The following is a 17,912-nucleotide window of genomic DNA, read 5'->3' as shown; positions in this document are numbered from 1 at the left end:
TAGAAATCTAACCCTGCTGTATTATGTTCTGCTGTTCTGCCACTGTTCTTGCATTCTTATGTTCTGCTGTTCTGCTGTTCTGCTGTTCTGCCGTTCTTCCAATCTTCCATTCTGCCGTTCTGCCGTTCTTCCGTGCTTCCGTGCTTCCGTGCTTCCGTGCTTCCGTGCTTCCGTTCTTCCGTTCTTCCGTTCTTCCATTCTGCCGTTCTTCCGTTCTTCCGTTCTGCCGTTCTTCCATTCTGCCGTTCTGCCGTTCCCCTGTTCTGCTGTTCTGCTGTTCTGCTGTTCTTCCATTCTGCCGTTCTTCCTTTGCCTTGTCCCGTAATACCTATATGCCATACTCCACTCTACTCTGGTCTGCCTGTTCTAACCCCGGACCCATTAATCTCTACATTCTATATCCCTATAAAAAACAGCCCACACCGCAGTTGCCTAAGCAACGGGAATGAGCTGTTGTTCTGTTCTGTTCTGTTCTGTCGGTCTATAGGAAGCGGAATTGCGCTTCGATCAGACCGTTGTATACCCCATCACGGGATGTCAACTCATGATGGTTTCCTTCTTCTTTAATCTCTCCGTGATCGAGGACGACTATTTTATCCGCATGGCGGATGGTAGAAAGTCTGTGCGCTACGATAAAGGAGGTTCGGCCTTGAAGCAGGATTTTGAGTGCCTCCTGGATCTTCAGCTCTGTCTCCGTATCAATGCTGGCAGTTGCCTCATCCAGGATTAGAATACGCGGATTTGCCAAGAGCGCCCGGGCGAAGGAGAGAAGCTGACGTTGTCCCATCGACAACGCGCTGCCGCGCTCTTCCACCTCTGTCTCATACCCACCGGGCAGCTTCATGATGAAGTCGTGGGCATCCACGGCTTTTGCAGCATTTTCCACTTCTTCATCTGTAGCCTCCAGACGGCCAAAACGGATATTATCCCGAATCGTTCCCGAGAAAATAAAGGTATCTTGCAGCACGATTCCGATCTGCCTTCGCAGGCTGTCTAACGTAACCCCGCGGATATCTTCACCGTCTATCGTGATTCGGCCGCTTTTGATATCATAAAACCGGCCAATCAGGTTAATGATCGTACTTTTACCAGAACCTGTATGACCTACGAGCGCGATCGACTGTCCTGCTTTTACATCCAGATCAATACCTTTTAATGCAGCCCGGCCTTTTTCATATTCAAAAATGACCTTCTCAAAGTTAATATCCCCACGAATCGTTCCCATTGGCTTAGCACCAGGATTATCTTGAACCGCAGGTTGCTCATCCAAATATTCAAAGATCCGTTCCGAGGAAGCCATTGCCACAAGCAGCTGATTGTACATCTGCCCAAGGCGATTAATCGGGTCCCAGAAGTTGCTGACATAAGAACTGAATGCTACCAGCATACCTACTGTGAGTTCTCCAGATTGGATCAGATAAGCCCCCAGCCAAAAGAGGATCATTGTTCCAAAACCACCTGTGACCTCAATAATCGGACCGAACGCCTGGTTCATCGCAGAGGCTTTGTTCCAGGATTTTTTGCTGTCGGTATTCATAACATCGAAATAATTCATATTTTCTTGTTCTTGGGTGTAGGCTTGTGTGACTCTGATTCCCTGAATCGATTCATTTAAATGAGAATTAATTCTGGAGTTCTTCATCCGCACATCCTGCCAAGCGATCCGAATCTTTTGGCGCAGCTTAGTTGAAACAAAGAACATAATCGGAACCGTAACCATTACTGCAAGACCTAGCTTCCAGTTGATCACTAGCAGAATAATGGTAATCCCCATAAGCTGCACGCAGTCGATCATCAGATTGACAACCCCGTTTGTGAACAAATCCTGCAAAGAGTTGATATCATTGGTTACCCGCACTAATACCGAACCTGCCGGACGTTTATCAAAGAAGTTAAAGGAAAGCTTCTGAATATGCTTGAACAAATCTGAGCGCAAATCATAAATCACTCTTTGGCCGATGATGTTCGTGTATTTAATCCGGTATACTCCCGCAATCCATTGAATCAGATATAAGACGATTACCCCTGCTGTAAGCGAATATAGCAGAGATAAGCTGGGATTCCCCACCTTTGGCGCAATCGCACGGTCAATGGCTAAACTTGTTAGGAACGGGACGGTCAACTTCGTGATAGTTCCCAGAATCATCATGATGGACACCAATGGAAGCATCTGCTTTGCATAAGGCTTCATGTACCCGAACAGTCTGGTGAATTGCTTCCAGTCAAAAGCCTTATCGATGACATCATCATCTTTATATACAAAACGTTCATCCAGCTCTTGCTGCTCGGCTGCTTTATTTTTTGCTCCCGTAGCGGTCATTGGTTTGGCTTCAAGTTTCATATGCCTCACTCCTCCCCTCTTCCGGTCGCTCTGGCCAGATAATCAGCATACTGTATCCGGTATACATCCTGATAAGGACCCGGCACTTCAATTAGCTCTTTATGGGTACCACGCTGCTGTACATGACCTTCGTTCATGACGATAATCTGATCCGCATGGCGCAAGGAGGAGATCCGATGGGCAATAATAAGTGTAGTGCGCCCCTTCATGACCTCTTGGAATCCGGCTTGAATCTCGTGCTCCGTCTCCATATCGACAGCGCTGGTCGCATCATCGAGGATAAGAATCCGCGGATTCTTAAGCAGGGCTCTAGCGATGGCAATCCGTTGCTTTTGTCCACCGGAAAGACCCATTCCGCGCTCACCCACCACAGTGTCATAACCATCTTCCATCTCCATGATGAAATCATGGGCTTTGGCAAGTTGTGCAGCTCGGATAATTTCTTCCATGCTTACATTTTTCAACCCATAGGAGATGTTGTTGCGAATTGAGGAGGAGAACAGGAAGGTCTCCTGAAAGACCGTCGCGATCTGTGAACGCAAGCTGCGAACATTGTATTCTCTGATGTCCATCCCATCCAGTGTGATGCTGCCTTCATTAACGTCATAAGCACGCATCATCAGCTGTGTAATGGTCGATTTACCAGAGCCCGTTCCTCCAAGGAACCCTATAACCGCACCAGATTTAGCCTCAAAATCAATGTCTGTAACCGCAGGCATTTTGTTTCCATAAGCAAATGTGACGTGATTAAACGCTACATCTCCCTTAACCTCAGAAGGTACCAGTTCACGGGCGTTCTCTTTATGCTTCACATCAATATTCTGATTAAGTACTTCCAATACACGTTCTCCCGATGCTTTGGACTGTGTATAGTTATTAATATGGAATCCAAGACCCCAAATCGGTCCAATGATGTACCAAATTAAGCTGAAAAAAGCAACCAGTTCGCCCAGTGACATTTTCCCCTTAATAACTAACGTTCCGCCTACTCCAAGCAGAATAGCTGCACTGATCGATGCTAAAAACTCCATCGCTGGAAAAAACTTACTCCAGAGCTCAGCAGCAAAAATCTGGTTATTCTTATAACGTTCGTTACGGTGCGAGAATTTCTCTACTTCATGAGCCTCTCTCGCAAACGATTTGACGGTGCGCACACCCGTGATATTCTCCTGTACAGCCGTAGTCAGAGAACTGAGCGCAAGGCGCATCTCTTGAAAGGCCGGGTGAATCTTAGACTCAAATTTTAGCGCAATAAACGCCAGGATTGGCATCGTAATCAAAGTTACTAGAGTAAGCTGCCAATTGAGTGAGAACATCATAATCGAACCAAAAATGACCATAAAAAAGACATTAAGCAACTGAGCAAAACCGAAACCGATAAAGTTACGAATCGCTTCCAAATCTCCGGTTAGTCGGGACATCAAATCCCCAGTTTTCGCGGTATCATAATAACGGAAAGATAGGAATTGCAGCTTCTCATAACAAGCATTACGCAGCCGGTATGCAAGAAAGTTACCTAGCCGTCCTCCAAAAAAACCATGTGCAAACTGCAGGCATGCTTTTACTATTACTACAGCTAACACGCTCAATGCGAGCACTGGCACCTCTGTAAACTTAAGTGGCACAATAACATCATCGATCAGCTTTCTTAACAAATTGGGGGTAATCAGCCCCACTGCAGTTGCAGCGGCCAAACATATAATCGAAAGAATCAGAAAATGCAGCTTCTCTCGATAATAACCGCGCAGTTGCCTGAGAACATCCATATCTCTCCTCCTTAAGGCTTACCTAGTAAGCGTTTTTTTGTATAAAGCAAATGTTACATCGTAAGCTAGCTTTTTTTAGCGCTTACAATTTAGTGACTTTATGCAGTGTATCATCCATAATTTAATGCGGCAAAGGGGAGAATTGCGCGTTTTTGCGGTTATTTCGGAAAAAAGCAGCATCTACATGATATAAAGGACCCTCGTTATCTTAAAATGCTCGTGTTTCCTCCTTAATCCTGATGAATGAAGAATCTACATGAATATTGTAATCATCGTGTAATATTAGGAGGACCTTTATTCGGTTTTTTGCATAATTATTGGAATTTATTCCGGGTTTCGAAGAGTTCACTTTTTCGCCGTCTTAAATTTGCCTCAGATGTAAAACTTTTACCACAATTTACCGTAATATAGTAATACAACACTTTTTACTTATATTATGGAGGGGAACTATATTGAAAAAGCAGCTTATTTTATATTGTATTATCGCCATTATCCTTCTCTCAGGGTGTAGCAATACAAATAACAATAACCCTACGGACGCAAACACAGCGATCAACGAATCTAAAAACTTGTTTAATTTCGGGGAAATTTCCTCAAAAGCAGATACAGCAGCACCCTCACCTGAAAAAACGCTAAGAGAAATAAGCAATTTTGTTATTGCCGACATTTGGAATGTAGGGTTTGTAGATGTTATCTCATACACTAGAAGTGGTACAAGCAGTACAGGAGCGAGCATGGACATAGACTTTACGGTCGAACAGCTTGGCAAAGCCATGGAAGAGAAAAAAGAATACGATACATATATGAACAAGTTAGATACTAAGTATGATTCTATTAAGAAAATTTGGGCCAAGCTTTCACCAGAAATTGATCTTTTATATAAGCAGATCCAGGAGACACCTCCAAAAGCAAACGATGACAGCTTAACACTTGATGCAGGTAAATTTAATCAATATTCAGAGGCTTTTAATAAAGAAGTGAATGATCTGGCAAAACAGTAGCCTTTACTATATAAAAAACCCCGTCAATGATTTGGTGCCATTCTATTCTTTCTCTCATAAAATATAAAATCAACAATGAGAGGTTAGGTGAATAGGATGAGTATACAGTTTCTTGATATGCGGATTTCACAGGGCAGCACTATGGATGCGCAAAATCTTAATTTAGTTCGTTCAGGTGCAATTTTCGGTGACATTGGACTTCAGACAGTAAATGTTACACCTGCAAATGCAGGCTTAGTGAGAGTCACATTGAATGCTTTTGCCAGACTTAGTGTTGATGTTAGCATTATAGTTCAGAATGATGTTACTTTTAGTATTTACCGCAATAATATATTAATTTTTAGTACAACGTACCCCGGAAACATCAATAATACAACGACCCAATATGAAATGGTTGGAATCACCGCTGTCGACTATCCGCCTTCGACCGATGTGCTTACTGGCCAGATCCAATACACCATTGTAGCATCAGCGATTAGAACGGCATCTCTGGGAGCCAGATCCTTCAGTGGAATTGCCGTTGCCGGAAATGGATAATTGAAAATATTAAAGGTAAGTCCCCGGAGCATTCGGGGATTTTTTCAATTGTGCCCATAAAAAAAGCATCCGTAGAAAAATATCTACGGATGCTTTGAAGAAATATAAACGTTAGGAGGACGGGCCTCCATTCATAAGCGCTCTTATTAACCGATTGAACCTTCCATCTCGAACTTAATTATTTTTGGCTTTCACATCTATTCAAATCGTGTTTCTTCTATTATAAATAGCAGACGTCATGTCATGCAACTTCATATCATTTCATTATCGAGGGGGCAAAAAAGGGGCAGGAATTAGTTCATTATTTTTGGACTCAAATAGAAATTTTTCATTGAGGTTGAATTCAAATTCAATAATCTCTCTGACAATATTCTCGATATCGCTCGCCGCGCTTTCATTTGAGTAAGTATTGTCTGTTTGAAGTTGCCAAAGAACAAAAGCAGAGTCCGCTTTAATCTTCCCTAAAGCATAGATATCAATTGCACAAACAGTTTTAACCAATTTCATTACTCCTCTCATTATGTATTGTGGTATAATTCGCTCGAACAGCAACCTAAACTGAAAGGAGTCATGGCAGCTTGCGCGTAACTCGCGGAAGGTGTCTACTCCAAGATTGGATCGACAATAAAGGCTGGACTCAAGCAGAGTACGCCAAACGATCCGGTCGGCCCAAACGTATCATCTCCCATTTTTGCAATAATGAGAGAGTGATGAAGCCAGAAGATGAGTACGCAGCATCTCTCATATTTGATTGCAGAATGGAAGATCTACACGAATGGATTGTTGTACAAGACGACAAGGAGTAGGCTGTGCGGATATCCGCACTTCCCTACTTCAATTAGGAGCATATTGCTCCTAATTCATTCTAAATCCGTTTATTGGAATATACTGTCGCTATATGTCGAAACGACTATAGGTAATTAAATACAGTCTTTAACAAATAAGACCATATTCATATAACAACGATACTTAATAGTACAAAGTAAGGAAAATTTGCCTTAGGGGATGAAAGAAGTGAAAATCGAAGAGTTAACGCTTGGTGTTCGAGTCTGCATCACATACGGTATCCATATCAGTAAGATCGGTATTGTTATAGCTAAAGGAACACAAACTGTCTTGCTCGATATTGGCGAGCCTTTACTTATTAGTGTGCTGCCAGCACATCTAGAACCTGCACCTGAGGATCCATTACCACCAGGATGGGAAGAAGTTGAGATATAAATAAAAAATCCCTCCCCCCCTGTATTAGGTTGGTAGGGATTTTGCCATGGTATTTATATAACTTTCACCACAAAGATAAACGTGATATAGTGTCCATATAATTTGATGGAGGTAAATCATCATGGAAAACATCATCGATGAAAACACAGCATTAAGACACTATTTCCCGCTTCCAGCACATCTTTATTATATGGATATCGATTGTTTAAAAACCGTGGCTCATGAAGAAGAACAAGGACACAATTTAACGGGGCTCATAAATGCCTTATACGTCCAAGGTTATTTAGATCTTGATCGTTTATTAAACTGTACTTGGAAAGAAATATGTCAGGCTCGAAGAATAGGTGTTAAAAAGCACGTACTTTTAATTAGTTTACTAGAACGGATTTCTGCAGATCCCAAGATAATAGAAAATCACAAAATCGCCCCAACGGTTGCAATGCACAATGAAGAGGATATCGGAGAGTTGACCTTAAAGAAAATCATTAGAAAATATAAAGATACACCCGCGGATTTATTGAAGATACAAGAAGCAAATGAAAAGGAAGCTCGTTTAAAGAAGATTAAAGATAGGCTCCGTGAAATGGGGATGATATATTAAACAAGCCCCACCAGTATAATCACTGATGGGGCTTGTCCTTTTTTTCGTTAAATACGAACCGGAGTATTTAACGAAATTTGTTTATTTAGTTATTCGACGTCATCCATCAATGGGCCGTAATAAATAGGAATGAAAAACGCCCTCTTCCCTCTCAGTTTTGCCCACTCAATTTCACCCGTCTTAGGATTCTTCCTTGATGCACGGAATACTCCCCATGCTTGGTATTCAACACTCCAAGTAAGTTCTTCTCCGTTGATAACCTTCTTGATGTACTTGCTCTGCTTTTTCTTTGGTTTCTCGGAACTGTTGTCGAATGGTATAATATTAGTCATTTTTAATGACCTCCCTGGCAATTGCCAATAAATTGTTTCTTGCCGGGAGCTTGATCCATGTGATAATATTATTGTACGATGTTTTTAATTAATATTACTTTTGTAGCCGGTTCACTACACACATGGACGCCGATTGTGTCAGTTACGAACCTCTACACAGCCGTTGGCTCCCTACAAGAGCGACGGCTACTTTTTTCTTCTGCCACGTTTTATCCCACCTTTACTTTTCCGTCTTCTTTTGCAATTACACCATGAATGTCACGCGCAGTTATATCTCTCTTAAGTTCTTTAATGAATCTTCCGATCGGTATTATAAAATATATATCTTCTAATTCTTCATAACTTATACTCTTGACTCTTTCTTTTTTTTCAATAATAAATTCTCCGTTTTTAAATAACGCAATGTCGTCCTTGCCATATGCCTCTACCTCCTTCTCACCGGTTCTTAATAAATTAATTAATTGGCTTTGTGTTTCCGAGTTCAGTCCTCTGACTCTGAGTAGTTGAAGTATCTTCAGGATGCATACATCGGAAAAGGAATATAATCTACGACTACCTTTTCCAGAAGCTTGGGCAATTTCAGGAATGAAAAACCCTGTTCTTACCCATGAATCCAAGGTGGCATATGGTATGCCCACCAGTTCCGATACAATAGGCGCAGCATATCCATGTACAGCCATTTCCATCCCTCCTCTGCAAGAATTTCAGATTAATATAATCTGATGTATAAATTATAAACAGAACGCTATGCTGATGTCAACATACCTTGTAATCAATGCACAAAATCATTAAAAAACACTATATATAGTAAAAACACTGTTCGCCATCACTTCTGAAGGCGAACAGTGTTTTTATGTACTCACATCTACAATCTTTTCTGTTTTAATCCATTCCCAATCATCATCACAACGAAACTTAATCTGTCCGAGCTGACGATCCACCCTCATAAGCGTCAAACCGTGTAAGGGTGATCCGTGGATTGTGCTAGTATCTTTATATCTCGTTCACTCAATAAATCCTGTGCACTATGTCTGGCATTACCATACCTCGAAAAAAATTACCAACCAAAACTAACATTTGTTCTCATCTCCAAGTCTACTTTGAGTTCCTATAAATAACTCAATTAAACGGGCTGTGAACTCCTCAGCCATCCTCGTAGCACGTTCTTGTTTTCTAGTAATCCGCCCTAAAACTACTGGCTCGGAATTGTACTGTTTCAACGGAACAGTTACAATCTGTTTTTGATAACTTGAAGGTAAAGAGTGAATGATAAAATCAGGTCCTATCGTAATGGTATCTCCTTTGACAACCATTTGATATAAGGCATCCATATTATTGGTAGTTAGCGCAATTCGATTAGTAGGATGTGCAGATATCAAATTATGAGCAATTGATTCAATATATTCATCTCTATATAGGACAAACACTTCATTTCTTAAATCCTCAGCAGTTACTGCGTTTAAAAACCGTAATGAGGAATTCTTGTTCACGATCAGTACAGCCTTGCCTTGTATCATTGGCATCCAATCAAAAGAAGTTTCCTGTTGCTCAGAACTGTAAGAAATTAAACCCATACTTGCATACCCTTGATTAACGTGATTTAGTACTGTCTGCGTATCTCCCTCTAACATTTGGACATTAAGTAAAGGATATCTTTTAGCGAATTCAATAGTTGTTTGGACAACCTGTGGAACCATTCCTGGTATCGTGGAAATGATAATATTTTCTGAAGCTTCTTCTTTTAAAAAAGATAGTTCTCGTTTCATCATCTCCACACTTTTGAGAATGGATGCAGAATGTTGAAGTATAAGATATCCTTCTTTCGTAGGTGCGATGCCTTTCTTCGTGCGATGAAAGATAACTGTATCTAATTCATCCTCCAGTTGACGTACCGATTGACTAATCGTAGGTACTGTCACATGATGCACACTAGCAGCCTTAGTAAAAGTTCCATGACTGGCAGCTGCAATTAAATACTGTAATTGTGCGATATACATAATTCCCATCCTTAAATATTTTTTTATAAATCTTAATTATTTTTAAATATATTTTATCATAGTGAATTGGTATTATACATATATCAGTTGAACATTTTCAAATGCTATCGTCAATGGAGGTCATGAGGAATGAGGAGTTGGCAGAGTTTTCTTGTCGAACGATTATTTTTACTAAATAAAAAAAAGACCGACACATCCAATTATATTGAACAAAAAAGAATAGCTAATGACACCTCTTATGTAATACCAGCTAAGCTACGGCAAAAATATAATATACTGAAAGATACAAGCTATTTCCGAGACACATTTATTTTAAAATCTGCTTCTCAACCAGAAACACGACAAATTCTATATTTGCATGGTGGAGGATATATCGAACAACCACTATCATGGCATTGGCGTTTTTTATATAAATTAATCCAAAATTTGAATGGAACAATATGTGTTCCTGTGTATCCTAAAGCCCCAAATCATGATTACAAAGAAGCCTTTAAAAAGGTTCTTCCTATTTATAAAGACTTATTAACCAAGGTTCCGCCTGAAAATATTGTACTGATGGGTGACTCCGCAGGTGGCGGCTTTGCACTAGCCCTAGCACAATTTTTATTGAAAAATGATATTTCGCAGCCAGGCAATATTATACTCCTTTCCCCATGGCTAGACATCACACTCAGTCATCCGGATATAGCAACAATGGCGAGAAAGGAACCTATGCTTGATGCAAAACTTTTGATCGAGGTCGGTAAAATTTATGCCGGGGAAGCAGAAACTAGTAATTATTTATTAAGTCCGATGAATGGACCTATACAAGGCTTAGGTAAAATTTCCTTATTTGTAGGTACTCATGAATTATTCCTACCCGATGCTCGAAAATTTAAGGGATTAGCCGAAAAAGAAAAGGTAAAAATCAACTATTTTGAGTATCCCCAAATGAATCACGTGTTCCCTGTATTTCCTATTCCAGAAGCAAAGAAGTCTATGCAACAAATGATAAACATAATAAAGGATACGTAAATTCTACTAGGTAGGATTAACCTCAGAACTCAAACAAATCCCCACCTACCATTTAAGGTTGACGGGGTATTTGTTTATATAAATGCTTATGCCAAAACCATCCTAAACTCAAACTCATTTCTCATGTAATAAGCATCTGCAATTTTAATGCTCACTGGACTCCATTTCTGTACTGAACCCTCACAATCAATTATGCAGCTAGCTAGATCACCACGGCGTTCAAGTATATCCACTTTAGATTGTTTAAGGGCAGCTGTTAGAAATCCAGAGTTTGTCTATAGGCCTTTGTATACATTACTCAACAAGATCCTCCTATGTAATAAATACCTGGCCTCATTTTCTCTGCTTTAAGTATCTCTTAATCAAATAAAACAATACACATCCCAGTAGCACCAAGCCAAATATAGAGATCCATAGAATTGCTGGTTTCCCCACAAAAAAGTATGTATCTCTATACTGATAGTTTTCATTATCCATAAGTATAGATTAATTCATTTGGAACATTATGTATACATACTCTATATACTGGAAAGGCGGCTTTTCCTGAACGCAAAGAGAAGCCCTACCATTAATGGTAGGGCTTCAACTAATCTTCAGAGTTTTGAATAGTATCTCTTCATTGTTTTCTCACTAATAGGATTGTTTGAGTAATCGTCTTCTGCCAAACCTTTTCTAGCCTCAATCCAAGGTTCCTCTTGGTGAGTTAAAGATTCCAAAAATTTTGCATCATGATGACCATAAGCTTCCCAAACTTCATTCAATATACTTTCTTGGTCATCATTAAACCGCGCTTTACTTTTTTCACTTTTGATTGGGTTCCACCCGTAGTTTCTATACTTTGAGAATATCTCAGTATTCACAGGTCCATGCACCCAAGCTTGAAATTCAGCATCAAACAGCCGCTCTTTTTTTGAAGACAAGACTAGATGCCATGATTGCGCGTAATAACATAACTTTTGGAGTTTTAAATGCGTGATAGGTATTCCATCTTTGTATGACCTTTCAATAAAAAAGGACGCTACGTCTTGGATAGTTACCATAGTATCACTCCTTTCTCCATTATATCTAGATTAAAGCATAACGTTCCCATTTTGTATATACAATTATACTTCCCTATTCCTTTTTTTCCCTGATACATTTCCGTTTCTTACTGTTGTTCTGACTTTATTATGTTGTTTGCTTGATTTATATACACTCGTAAAATTAATCACTTCAGCTTTTACGACACTAATAAATTTTAAATCACTTACCACGAGTAATCCATATTTATCCCCTACTTTTAGTATTTTTTTATACAAGTAATTAATATTATTTTGTAATTTAGAAATATTGATATAAGGTTCAATTTGAATGGATTTATCAATAGCTATGTTATAGTATTGAACAAATCGTTGTTGGGAGTAGAGAAGCACAGACATTTTTTCAAAACAATACCTCAATGAACTGTTATTAAAATTAAAAGATGCCGATATATTTGAATTTCTATTATCTTTTAAATATGGATTTTCATGATTTTTATCCCTTACTAAGTTATCCACTGATGTAGCATAGACTTCTTTAATAAATCCACCATTGAAGTTTGAAACAATAAATTTTATTAAAAATCCTGTACATGAATAATGAGACACCTCAACACTCTTCACAAGAGTCTGTATCATCATATAGAGAATACATTCACGTAAGGCCTCATCTTGGTTTGCTGATGTTAATTTTTGTACCGGTATTCTTCTTTGGGTTGTTCTATTAGTTATTGGCATAATTTTTATATTTTTCAATAATGAATGAGCAATATCAGAAAGATCCCTAATGTCATTTTTCTCAACCGCTAAAATGAGTAATTGCTCATAGATCGAATTCACACTGCTTATTTTCTTGTCTTTGCTCTTTTGATTTTCTATTAAGGAATTAAGTTTTCTTAATACTAGACCAAGATTACCTTGTCTATAACACAAGATTGCTAATTCATGAAGTGCGGTGTAATATTCCTGTTCCCCAGATTCCAGTCTAAGAAATACATTAAAGGAGTAATTAGCTTCTTCAAGTCGATGCGAACTTAACAATTTACTAATTAAATTAACTTGGTTTTTAAGTATTGATCGTTGTAATGAAATATATCGCGAATCCATTTTCCCTTGTTTTAAAATTAGTCGCTTTAGTATTTCTGGATTTTCCTCAGTTATTAACTGTAATGCATTTTCCCATTTTATTAATGCTTCATTATAAAAATCAACTGTATTTTTCTCTATACCGAGAAGTAACAATTGAAAGAGAGCATTAATATTATTATTAATTCGTTTATATAACTGATCTTTCTGAAACTCACCTAAAGAATATGGGAGCAGATTCCAACTTTGTTGAATCTCATTTAAAGCGAATCTGAATTGAGAAGATAAATTTAAGTTTGAAAGATGAACTTTAATCGCTTCAACCCCATTTATTATTGCCAATAAACTCAATACAATAAGAAATATTACTCTTCCAGAAAACTCTTCGTTTAATTGTGACAAAGTTATTGATGATGTATTTGAGTAGTAGTAATTCAACGCTCCTCTCAAATGTGTTCCGAAAGCAATCGATAAAACTGAGGTCAAACCATAAACTACAGTCGATCTATTCCAAAAAGAAACGCTACTCATGGCAAGCGCCTTTTGTTCTTTGTAACTGAAGTAAAAAAAAGTTAAACTCAAAGGCAAGGCGATAATTAGTATTTTTGTCAATCTTTCAATTATTGATAAATCAGTGCTAATTGCTTGAGTTAAACTAATTTCACCGTATAGCGAATAAGTGAAATTAAATAAAGGAATATTGATCCCCTTGGCAGAAAACCATAAAAGGAAATGTATTAACGGAGTAATTAAGACAGCAATCCAAGTTTTGCTAAAAAGTCTTTTAGCACTAACTGTAATTAAATCCACGAAATAATTTAACAACAAAAATGCTAAAAGCTTAGTTGTGCCAAAGGACTCACTGAATGATCTCTTATTATTCTTTGTCATTTACTTAACATCCTGACGTATTGGAGTAAACACGGAATAAATTATTCCATATTTACAGTTAATTCTCAAGAACGTTTTTTATTAAATCCCCATCCTCTACTAGAAAGACGGGGATTCTTTTTATTTTACTTATTCTTCACATAGCTTAAGTAAGCATGTTCTATGGCTGATGTTATCTCAACAGAAGAGAAACTAATACCTTTCTTATCTAACTGTTCCTCGACATAGAGAATTGCATTTCCCATTTTCTTTTCCCCATCAGCTTCCCGAAAGAGAGTTTCTGCATACGCAAAAGCTTCAGTTGTTATCTTGTGTAGTAGCTCCCGCTGAGATACGGATAGCTTTGCATCAAACCATGAATTCGCCTTTTGTTGTAGCAGTGCTACTGCCCGTAGAATTACTGTTGCCAATACACCGAAAATAGCCAAAGCAATGGCAGTAATATAGGGTTGAGCTTGATCAATAATTGGTTGCATGGTTATTCAGCCTCCAATCTTGTGATGAGTAATCCAGCTGTATACAAAACCTTAAGCATCCGGTAAAAGTCATAACTTCCACCCGTTGGTGTGTCTACCAATCCCGCATCAAATGCAGCTTGTACAGCATCATTTGCCCAAGTAGGTATTTCAGTTAGACTCGCCTTACTCTCCAGCTTATCTAACCTAATTAAAACATTAGCATTACTCTTTCCTTGCTCTGTTGCAGCTTGTTTAAGTACATCTTTGCTATTAGTAAGCCCAGCCACCACCTCAGACAAAGTTTTAACCTCCGACCGCAGTGCAGTCAGTTCCTTTTTTTCTTCTGCTGACAATTCGTCCGCCTCCTCTTTTAGTCTATCTATAATAGCCGTTGCTTTTGCCATAGCGATCTCTGACGGCTTAGCACCCGCACGTAGTTGTGAGGTTGTCATTCCAAAAGTGATTTGAAAATGTGGTGCATCCTTAATCGAGACAAAATCACCACCCCATTCAAAACCAAGAGCTTTAGCCTCCTGAACTACCTCCGTCCAATCAGCTACCTTGTCACCATCACCGTCACGTTTTAAATCCCATGATACCTGTTTCCCATCTGGTAGTAACAATGCGAAGTCGATCGCTAGTCCAAAGTTATGATAACTGGTCCCGCCCTTTGCGTTGGTGACCTTTGGTTTATCCGGCTGCGCCTTAACGCTCGATAATCCAGCTGCATTAAGCTCTGCTTGGGTCCGTCCCTGAGCAAATAGTCCATTCTGCTCAGCTATTGTCCGCAACCCCTGAGTTATCAAGATAGACACTCCCCGAGCGTAACAGCGTTCAATTAATGCTGTTACAGCAGCCAATACAACCGGATGCAACCCTATCAATCTCGTAGATGATTTACTTTTCACTTGATCTAAGTTTAACATTACGCCCCTCCTTTAAATAAAAAAGCGATAATAGCGAAGATAGTACCGGCCAGAACGTATTTAAGTAGATCGATAAACACTTTCCGTTCGCTCTTACTATCCGTTTGCGATTGTTGTAATAACTGAAACACACGAGAATCCAATGTATCCCACCGCCGCATAATCTCGTTGAATTGGATCTTCATTTCGATTGTGGATTCTTTGATTTGTTTTACATCTTCCTCATGTCTAGACTGCTTCTCTTTAAGCAATCGCAGCTCAGTGCTAAATGTGGCATGTTCTGCGCCGAAGCGCATCAACTCGTCGGACATTCCGGACAAACGATTTTCAACATCATCCATACGATTCTCCAAGGTTACACCTCCGGTCCCTCCTCCTGGATTGACTCCCCCAACTGACATAAAACAACTCCCCTCTCTATCTATTGTTCAATATAAATAGCCCCCGGATCAGATCCGAGGGCAAAATAAAAACGCCTACTATTCGGCGTTGGCTGTAATCTCTGTAGCTTGTTCGACAGTGATTTTTTTCGCTGTGACAAATACCTGTACCTGCTCTCCCGTATACAACCCTGCGTCAAAGTATCGCTTAACCAGTGCGTACCAGTTCATTTATAGCACACCTCCTTCCACGAGACTTAAAAGTAAGGCCGCTTGGTCCTGCTCCGCTTGATCTTGCTTTGCCTGAGTCTGCACAAGCTCCAGTAATAAAGCTGCGTTATCGGCGCGCAATTGCTCGATATCCGACAGCTCCGGTGGTTTATTAGCCTCGGCTTCCAGATATGCCGCCCATGCGGCCTGTAACTCTTCCTCTGTTGGCTGCGGCTCGTCCAGATTCCAGACGGCGATATACGGCCCACGCTCTACAAGGTCATAATCCTCGCCCTCAGTGAGCAGGTTATAGTCGATGCCGTAACAGTAGTGTATGCCCTCTACGGGTTCCTCGCCTTCCTCCGGGGGTTTGATCTCATACCGGACACGGCCCTTCTCTTCGCCCCCTTCCCGCAAGACAGGTTCTGGACCATTGTCCTGCACTATGAAATCCCACATCGGGTCGGCGTCCGGGTATAGATACATGATTGCTAGTGATATATTCACGGTCATACCTCCCTTTTTAAGCTAATTGTGTAATAGTGAAGCTAGTTAAGTAACTGCCAGCATGGGTTGACACAGAATTGGTCGGAAATGCATACAATTCTACATATGTTCCCGCAGGAACATACACTGAGCCGGAGCCATATACACTAATACCGCCTACTGTGCCCGCTGGAGTAAAAGAACCGACATCTAACTCCCTAACGCCGTTAATATAAATCATCAAGTTTACAGTTGTTCCCACTGGGGCAGAGACAATACCAACGCCACCAGTAATTAAGTACCAACCACTCTTTTTAACAGTGAATCTATTTAATGTGGTATTAAACTCGTTTGAATAATCTTGGTGCTGAGTATTAAAGGCTAATTTCGTAGCAACGCCTGCTCCAAGGGTTTGCGAAGCAGACATTGAAGCCCTACCGGCACTGCGGTTTGTTAGTGTATTATCTCCCCATGGGTTAAGCACACCACTTGACAGCACCAAGCCAGTTGCAGCACCATTGCCATTTGTTGACGATGGTTGGGTACCGCTTTGTGTAATTAATCCGGCACCTTGATAGACATACAACGCATAAGTATTTCCAGAGCCAGAGTTGGAATCACTATGAATTCGCGATCCATCAGCAGATAAAATAGCTTGACCTTTGTTGGATATCGCACAACCTTTTACTCTAACGGTTGATGCCGAAGCATCTACCCCCGATGCGGTCGGAGCCGATGCTATCAGATTACAATAGGAAATTTCAACATAAACGGATTTTGATATAGATACTCCGTTTGTATTTGAAGCATTACAATTAAGACCATTCAGCGCAGTGCGTGTGCTGTTGTTAATAATTGCAATTGCTTGTACGGTGCGGGATGAAGATGCCACGGTATCACCCTGTATTGATATAGATCCACCACCAGAATAACCGCTAAGAGTTATAATCTCCGAATATGTTCCCGCCGCGACGTTAACAGTAACAGCGTGATTTACAATTTGTGGAATAAAACTAATAGCCTTTGTAATCGTCTTAAAAGCCCCTGCCGCTGTATTGGCAAGACCATTATTACTATCACTACCATCTGTACGGACATAGTAAGTTATGTCTGCTGTTGTTTGTTGCGGTGTAGTAGCTAAATTGGGTTTACTGTTCCAGTTAGATTTTTCTGTGTCAGTCGCAAATCTATGAGTAGCATCCTCAGTAATCATAGTTGCTGGATGATTTGCTGGATGAACATAGTTATTTGCTTCTGTGGCGATTCCGTCGAGCTTTATTTTGTCAGTTGCCCGCATCAACCCGTCACTTTGCGGTGCTGCTGAAACAAGAGTATTCGGTGCTTTCCCATTCCACGCTACCTTTTCAGCATCAGTTACAAATCGATTACTTGCATCTTGAGCGATTATAGATGGTGGATGAGTTGCCGGGTGAGTATAGTTCGTTGCTCCTGTAGCGATGCCCGCTAGCTTTGTTTTCTCGGCTGCTGTGTAATCATTGGTAGATAACTGTTTACCTGAGACCTTATCAACTTTGTTATTAACAGTCGTATCTAAGATATCCATATTTCCGTTCAAATCGGCAATATCAACGATATCTGTTCCCTCGGGCTTCTTTAAGCCCAAATTCCCTGTGGTTTGCATGTGT

21 protein-coding genes are annotated in these 17,912 nt (G+C 40.0%); 6 read left to right on the top strand and 15 right to left on the bottom strand.

What is annotated here, in order from left to right; genetic code table 11:
* Positions 1-21: 21 nt before the first annotated feature.
* The 3 genes from MKZ16_RS09395 to MKZ16_RS09385 form a co-directional block, all read right to left on the bottom strand.
* The gene (locus tag MKZ16_RS09395; protein WP_076104565.1) at positions 22-294 is read right to left on the bottom strand and encodes a hypothetical protein; all 273 of its coding nucleotides are present in this window, start codon (positions 292-294) and stop codon (positions 22-24) included.
* 187 nt (positions 295-481) lie between these two features.
* Entirely contained in the window at positions 482-2,320 is a 1,839-nt protein-coding gene (locus MKZ16_RS09390; protein ID WP_036684176.1) for an ABC transporter ATP-binding protein, read from the bottom strand.
* Between the two features lie 26 nt (positions 2,321-2,346).
* The gene (locus MKZ16_RS09385) at positions 2,347-4,107 is read right to left on the bottom strand and encodes an ABC transporter ATP-binding protein (protein ID WP_339815593.1); all 1,761 of its coding nucleotides are present in this window, start codon (positions 4,105-4,107) and stop codon (positions 2,347-2,349) included.
* Between the two features lie 452 nt (positions 4,108-4,559).
* Between MKZ16_RS09385 and MKZ16_RS09380 the strand changes: the two genes are divergently transcribed.
* Both MKZ16_RS09380 and MKZ16_RS09375 read left to right on the top strand, forming a co-directional pair.
* On the top strand, positions 4,560-5,108 hold the full coding sequence (locus tag MKZ16_RS09380) for a hypothetical protein (RefSeq protein WP_249267783.1): 549 nt from the start codon (positions 4,560-4,562) through the stop codon (positions 5,106-5,108).
* A 96-nt stretch (positions 5,109-5,204) separates the two neighbouring features.
* Positions 5,205-5,645 (top strand): hypothetical protein, encoded by a 441-nt coding sequence (locus MKZ16_RS09375; RefSeq protein WP_076104564.1) that lies wholly within the window; start codon positions 5,205-5,207, stop codon positions 5,643-5,645.
* A gap of 264 nt (positions 5,646-5,909) precedes the next feature.
* On the opposite strand, the gene MKZ16_RS09370 is transcribed toward MKZ16_RS09375, so the two are convergent.
* Positions 5,910-6,146: a hypothetical protein gene (locus MKZ16_RS09370; protein WP_076104563.1), complete on the bottom strand. Its 237-nt coding sequence runs from the start codon at positions 6,144-6,146 to the stop codon at positions 5,910-5,912.
* Between the two features lie 77 nt (positions 6,147-6,223).
* Between MKZ16_RS09370 and MKZ16_RS09365 the strand changes: the two genes are divergently transcribed.
* From MKZ16_RS09365 to MKZ16_RS09355, 3 genes are all read left to right on the top strand, one after another.
* A complete protein-coding gene (locus tag MKZ16_RS09365) occupies positions 6,224-6,451 on the top strand; it encodes a helix-turn-helix transcriptional regulator (protein ID WP_076104562.1) in 228 nt (75 codons plus the stop codon).
* A 199-nt stretch (positions 6,452-6,650) separates the two neighbouring features.
* Positions 6,651-6,866, top strand: a complete 216-nt coding sequence (locus MKZ16_RS09360) for a hypothetical protein (protein WP_339815591.1) — start codon at positions 6,651-6,653, stop codon at positions 6,864-6,866.
* Between the two features lie 121 nt (positions 6,867-6,987).
* On the top strand, positions 6,988-7,467 hold the full coding sequence (locus MKZ16_RS09355; RefSeq protein ID WP_076104560.1) for a hypothetical protein: 480 nt from the start codon (positions 6,988-6,990) through the stop codon (positions 7,465-7,467).
* Positions 7,468-7,556: 89 nt separating this feature from the next.
* Here MKZ16_RS09355 and MKZ16_RS09350 read toward each other — a convergent pair whose 3' ends face one another.
* From MKZ16_RS09350 to MKZ16_RS09340, 3 genes are all read right to left on the bottom strand, one after another.
* A complete protein-coding gene (locus tag MKZ16_RS09350) occupies positions 7,557-7,799 on the bottom strand; it encodes a hypothetical protein (RefSeq protein WP_076104559.1) in 243 nt (80 codons plus the stop codon).
* A 209-nt stretch (positions 7,800-8,008) separates the two neighbouring features.
* Positions 8,009-8,479: a MerR family transcriptional regulator gene (locus MKZ16_RS09345; protein WP_076104558.1), complete on the bottom strand. Its 471-nt coding sequence runs from the start codon at positions 8,477-8,479 to the stop codon at positions 8,009-8,011.
* 390 nt (positions 8,480-8,869) lie between these two features.
* Positions 8,870-9,796 (bottom strand): LysR family transcriptional regulator, encoded by a 927-nt coding sequence (locus MKZ16_RS09340; protein ID WP_076104557.1) that lies wholly within the window; start codon positions 9,794-9,796, stop codon positions 8,870-8,872.
* A 129-nt stretch (positions 9,797-9,925) separates the two neighbouring features.
* On the opposite strand from MKZ16_RS09340, the gene MKZ16_RS09335 reads away from it, so the two are divergent.
* Complete coding sequence (locus tag MKZ16_RS09335) at positions 9,926-10,810, top strand: alpha/beta hydrolase (RefSeq protein WP_076104556.1); 885 nt, start codon at positions 9,926-9,928, stop codon at positions 10,808-10,810.
* A gap of 593 nt (positions 10,811-11,403) precedes the next feature.
* On the opposite strand, the gene MKZ16_RS09330 is transcribed toward MKZ16_RS09335, so the two are convergent.
* From MKZ16_RS09330 to MKZ16_RS09295, 8 genes are all read right to left on the bottom strand, one after another.
* Positions 11,404-11,850: a type II toxin-antitoxin system antitoxin SocA domain-containing protein gene (locus MKZ16_RS09330; protein WP_076104555.1), complete on the bottom strand. Its 447-nt coding sequence runs from the start codon at positions 11,848-11,850 to the stop codon at positions 11,404-11,406.
* A gap of 63 nt (positions 11,851-11,913) precedes the next feature.
* Positions 11,914-13,806, bottom strand: a complete 1,893-nt coding sequence (locus tag MKZ16_RS09325) for a hypothetical protein (RefSeq protein WP_076104554.1) — start codon at positions 13,804-13,806, stop codon at positions 11,914-11,916.
* Positions 13,807-13,931: 125 nt separating this feature from the next.
* Entirely contained in the window at positions 13,932-14,282 is a 351-nt protein-coding gene (locus MKZ16_RS09320; protein WP_076104553.1) for a phage holin, LLH family, read from the bottom strand.
* Positions 14,283-14,284: 2 nt separating this feature from the next.
* Entirely contained in the window at positions 14,285-15,190 is a 906-nt protein-coding gene (locus tag MKZ16_RS09315; RefSeq protein ID WP_076104552.1) for a M15 family metallopeptidase, read from the bottom strand.
* On the bottom strand, positions 15,190-15,591 hold the full coding sequence (locus MKZ16_RS09310) for a hypothetical protein (protein ID WP_076104551.1): 402 nt from the start codon (positions 15,589-15,591) through the stop codon (positions 15,190-15,192). The genes MKZ16_RS09315 and MKZ16_RS09310 overlap by 1 nt, the downstream gene beginning before the upstream one ends.
* Positions 15,592-15,669: 78 nt before the next feature.
* The gene (locus MKZ16_RS09305; protein ID WP_076104550.1) at positions 15,670-15,801 is read right to left on the bottom strand and encodes an XkdX family protein; all 132 of its coding nucleotides are present in this window, start codon (positions 15,799-15,801) and stop codon (positions 15,670-15,672) included.
* On the bottom strand, positions 15,802-16,287 hold the full coding sequence (locus tag MKZ16_RS09300; RefSeq protein ID WP_076104549.1) for an XkdW family protein: 486 nt from the start codon (positions 16,285-16,287) through the stop codon (positions 15,802-15,804).
* A 16-nt stretch (positions 16,288-16,303) separates the two neighbouring features.
* Positions 16,304-17,908, bottom strand: a complete 1,605-nt coding sequence (locus MKZ16_RS09295) for a hypothetical protein (RefSeq protein WP_076104548.1) — start codon at positions 17,906-17,908, stop codon at positions 16,304-16,306.
* Positions 17,909-17,912 lie beyond the last annotated feature (4 nt).

This window comes from Paenibacillus sp. FSL R5-0928 (assembly GCF_037970385.1).
Lineage (GTDB): Bacteria > Bacillota > Bacilli > Paenibacillales > Paenibacillaceae > Paenibacillus_AQ > Paenibacillus_AQ odorifer.
The sequence above is the reverse complement of the archived record's forward strand: the minus strand, read 5'-3'. Positions and strand labels throughout refer to the sequence as shown.

What these genes read in the sequence shown, in the direction of transcription:
- MKZ16_RS09360 (WP_339815591.1), top strand. Translation starts at nt 6,651, where the DNA reads ATGAAAGAAGTGAAAATCGAAGAGTTAACGCTTGGTGTTCGAGTCTGC.
- MKZ16_RS09310 (WP_076104551.1), bottom strand. Translation starts at nt 15,591, where the DNA reads ATGTCAGTTGGGGGAGTCAATCCAGGAGGAGGGACCGGAGGTGTAACC.
- MKZ16_RS09305 (WP_076104550.1), bottom strand. Translation starts at nt 15,801, where the DNA reads ATGAACTGGTACGCACTGGTTAAGCGATACTTTGACGCAGGGTTGTAT.
- MKZ16_RS09335 (WP_076104556.1), top strand. Translation starts at nt 9,926, where the DNA reads ATGAGGAGTTGGCAGAGTTTTCTTGTCGAACGATTATTTTTACTAAAT.
- MKZ16_RS09395 (WP_076104565.1), bottom strand. Translation starts at nt 294, where the DNA reads ATGGAAGAACAGCAGAACAGCAGAACAGCAGAACAGGGGAACGGCAGA.
- MKZ16_RS09315 (WP_076104552.1), bottom strand. Translation starts at nt 15,190, where the DNA reads ATGTTAAACTTAGATCAAGTGAAAAGTAAATCATCTACGAGATTGATA.
- MKZ16_RS09330 (WP_076104555.1), bottom strand. Translation starts at nt 11,850, where the DNA reads ATGGTAACTATCCAAGACGTAGCGTCCTTTTTTATTGAAAGGTCATAC.
- MKZ16_RS09390 (WP_036684176.1), bottom strand. Translation starts at nt 2,320, where the DNA reads ATGACCGCTACGGGAGCAAAAAATAAAGCAGCCGAGCAGCAAGAGCTG.
- MKZ16_RS09325 (WP_076104554.1), bottom strand. Translation starts at nt 13,806, where the DNA reads ATGACAAAGAATAATAAGAGATCATTCAGTGAGTCCTTTGGCACAACT.
- MKZ16_RS09350 (WP_076104559.1), bottom strand. Translation starts at nt 7,799, where the DNA reads ATGACTAATATTATACCATTCGACAACAGTTCCGAGAAACCAAAGAAA.
- MKZ16_RS09385 (WP_339815593.1), bottom strand. Translation starts at nt 4,107, where the DNA reads ATGGATGTTCTCAGGCAACTGCGCGGTTATTATCGAGAGAAGCTGCAT.
- MKZ16_RS09345 (WP_076104558.1), bottom strand. Translation starts at nt 8,479, where the DNA reads ATGGCTGTACATGGATATGCTGCGCCTATTGTATCGGAACTGGTGGGC.
- MKZ16_RS09355 (WP_076104560.1), top strand. Translation starts at nt 6,988, where the DNA reads ATGGAAAACATCATCGATGAAAACACAGCATTAAGACACTATTTCCCG.
- MKZ16_RS09320 (WP_076104553.1), bottom strand. Translation starts at nt 14,282, where the DNA reads ATGCAACCAATTATTGATCAAGCTCAACCCTATATTACTGCCATTGCT.
- MKZ16_RS09375 (WP_076104564.1), top strand. Translation starts at nt 5,205, where the DNA reads ATGAGTATACAGTTTCTTGATATGCGGATTTCACAGGGCAGCACTATG.
- MKZ16_RS09340 (WP_076104557.1), bottom strand. Translation starts at nt 9,796, where the DNA reads ATGTATATCGCACAATTACAGTATTTAATTGCAGCTGCCAGTCATGGA.
- MKZ16_RS09295 (WP_076104548.1), bottom strand. Translation starts at nt 17,908, where the DNA reads ATGCAAACCACAGGGAATTTGGGCTTAAAGAAGCCCGAGGGAACAGAT.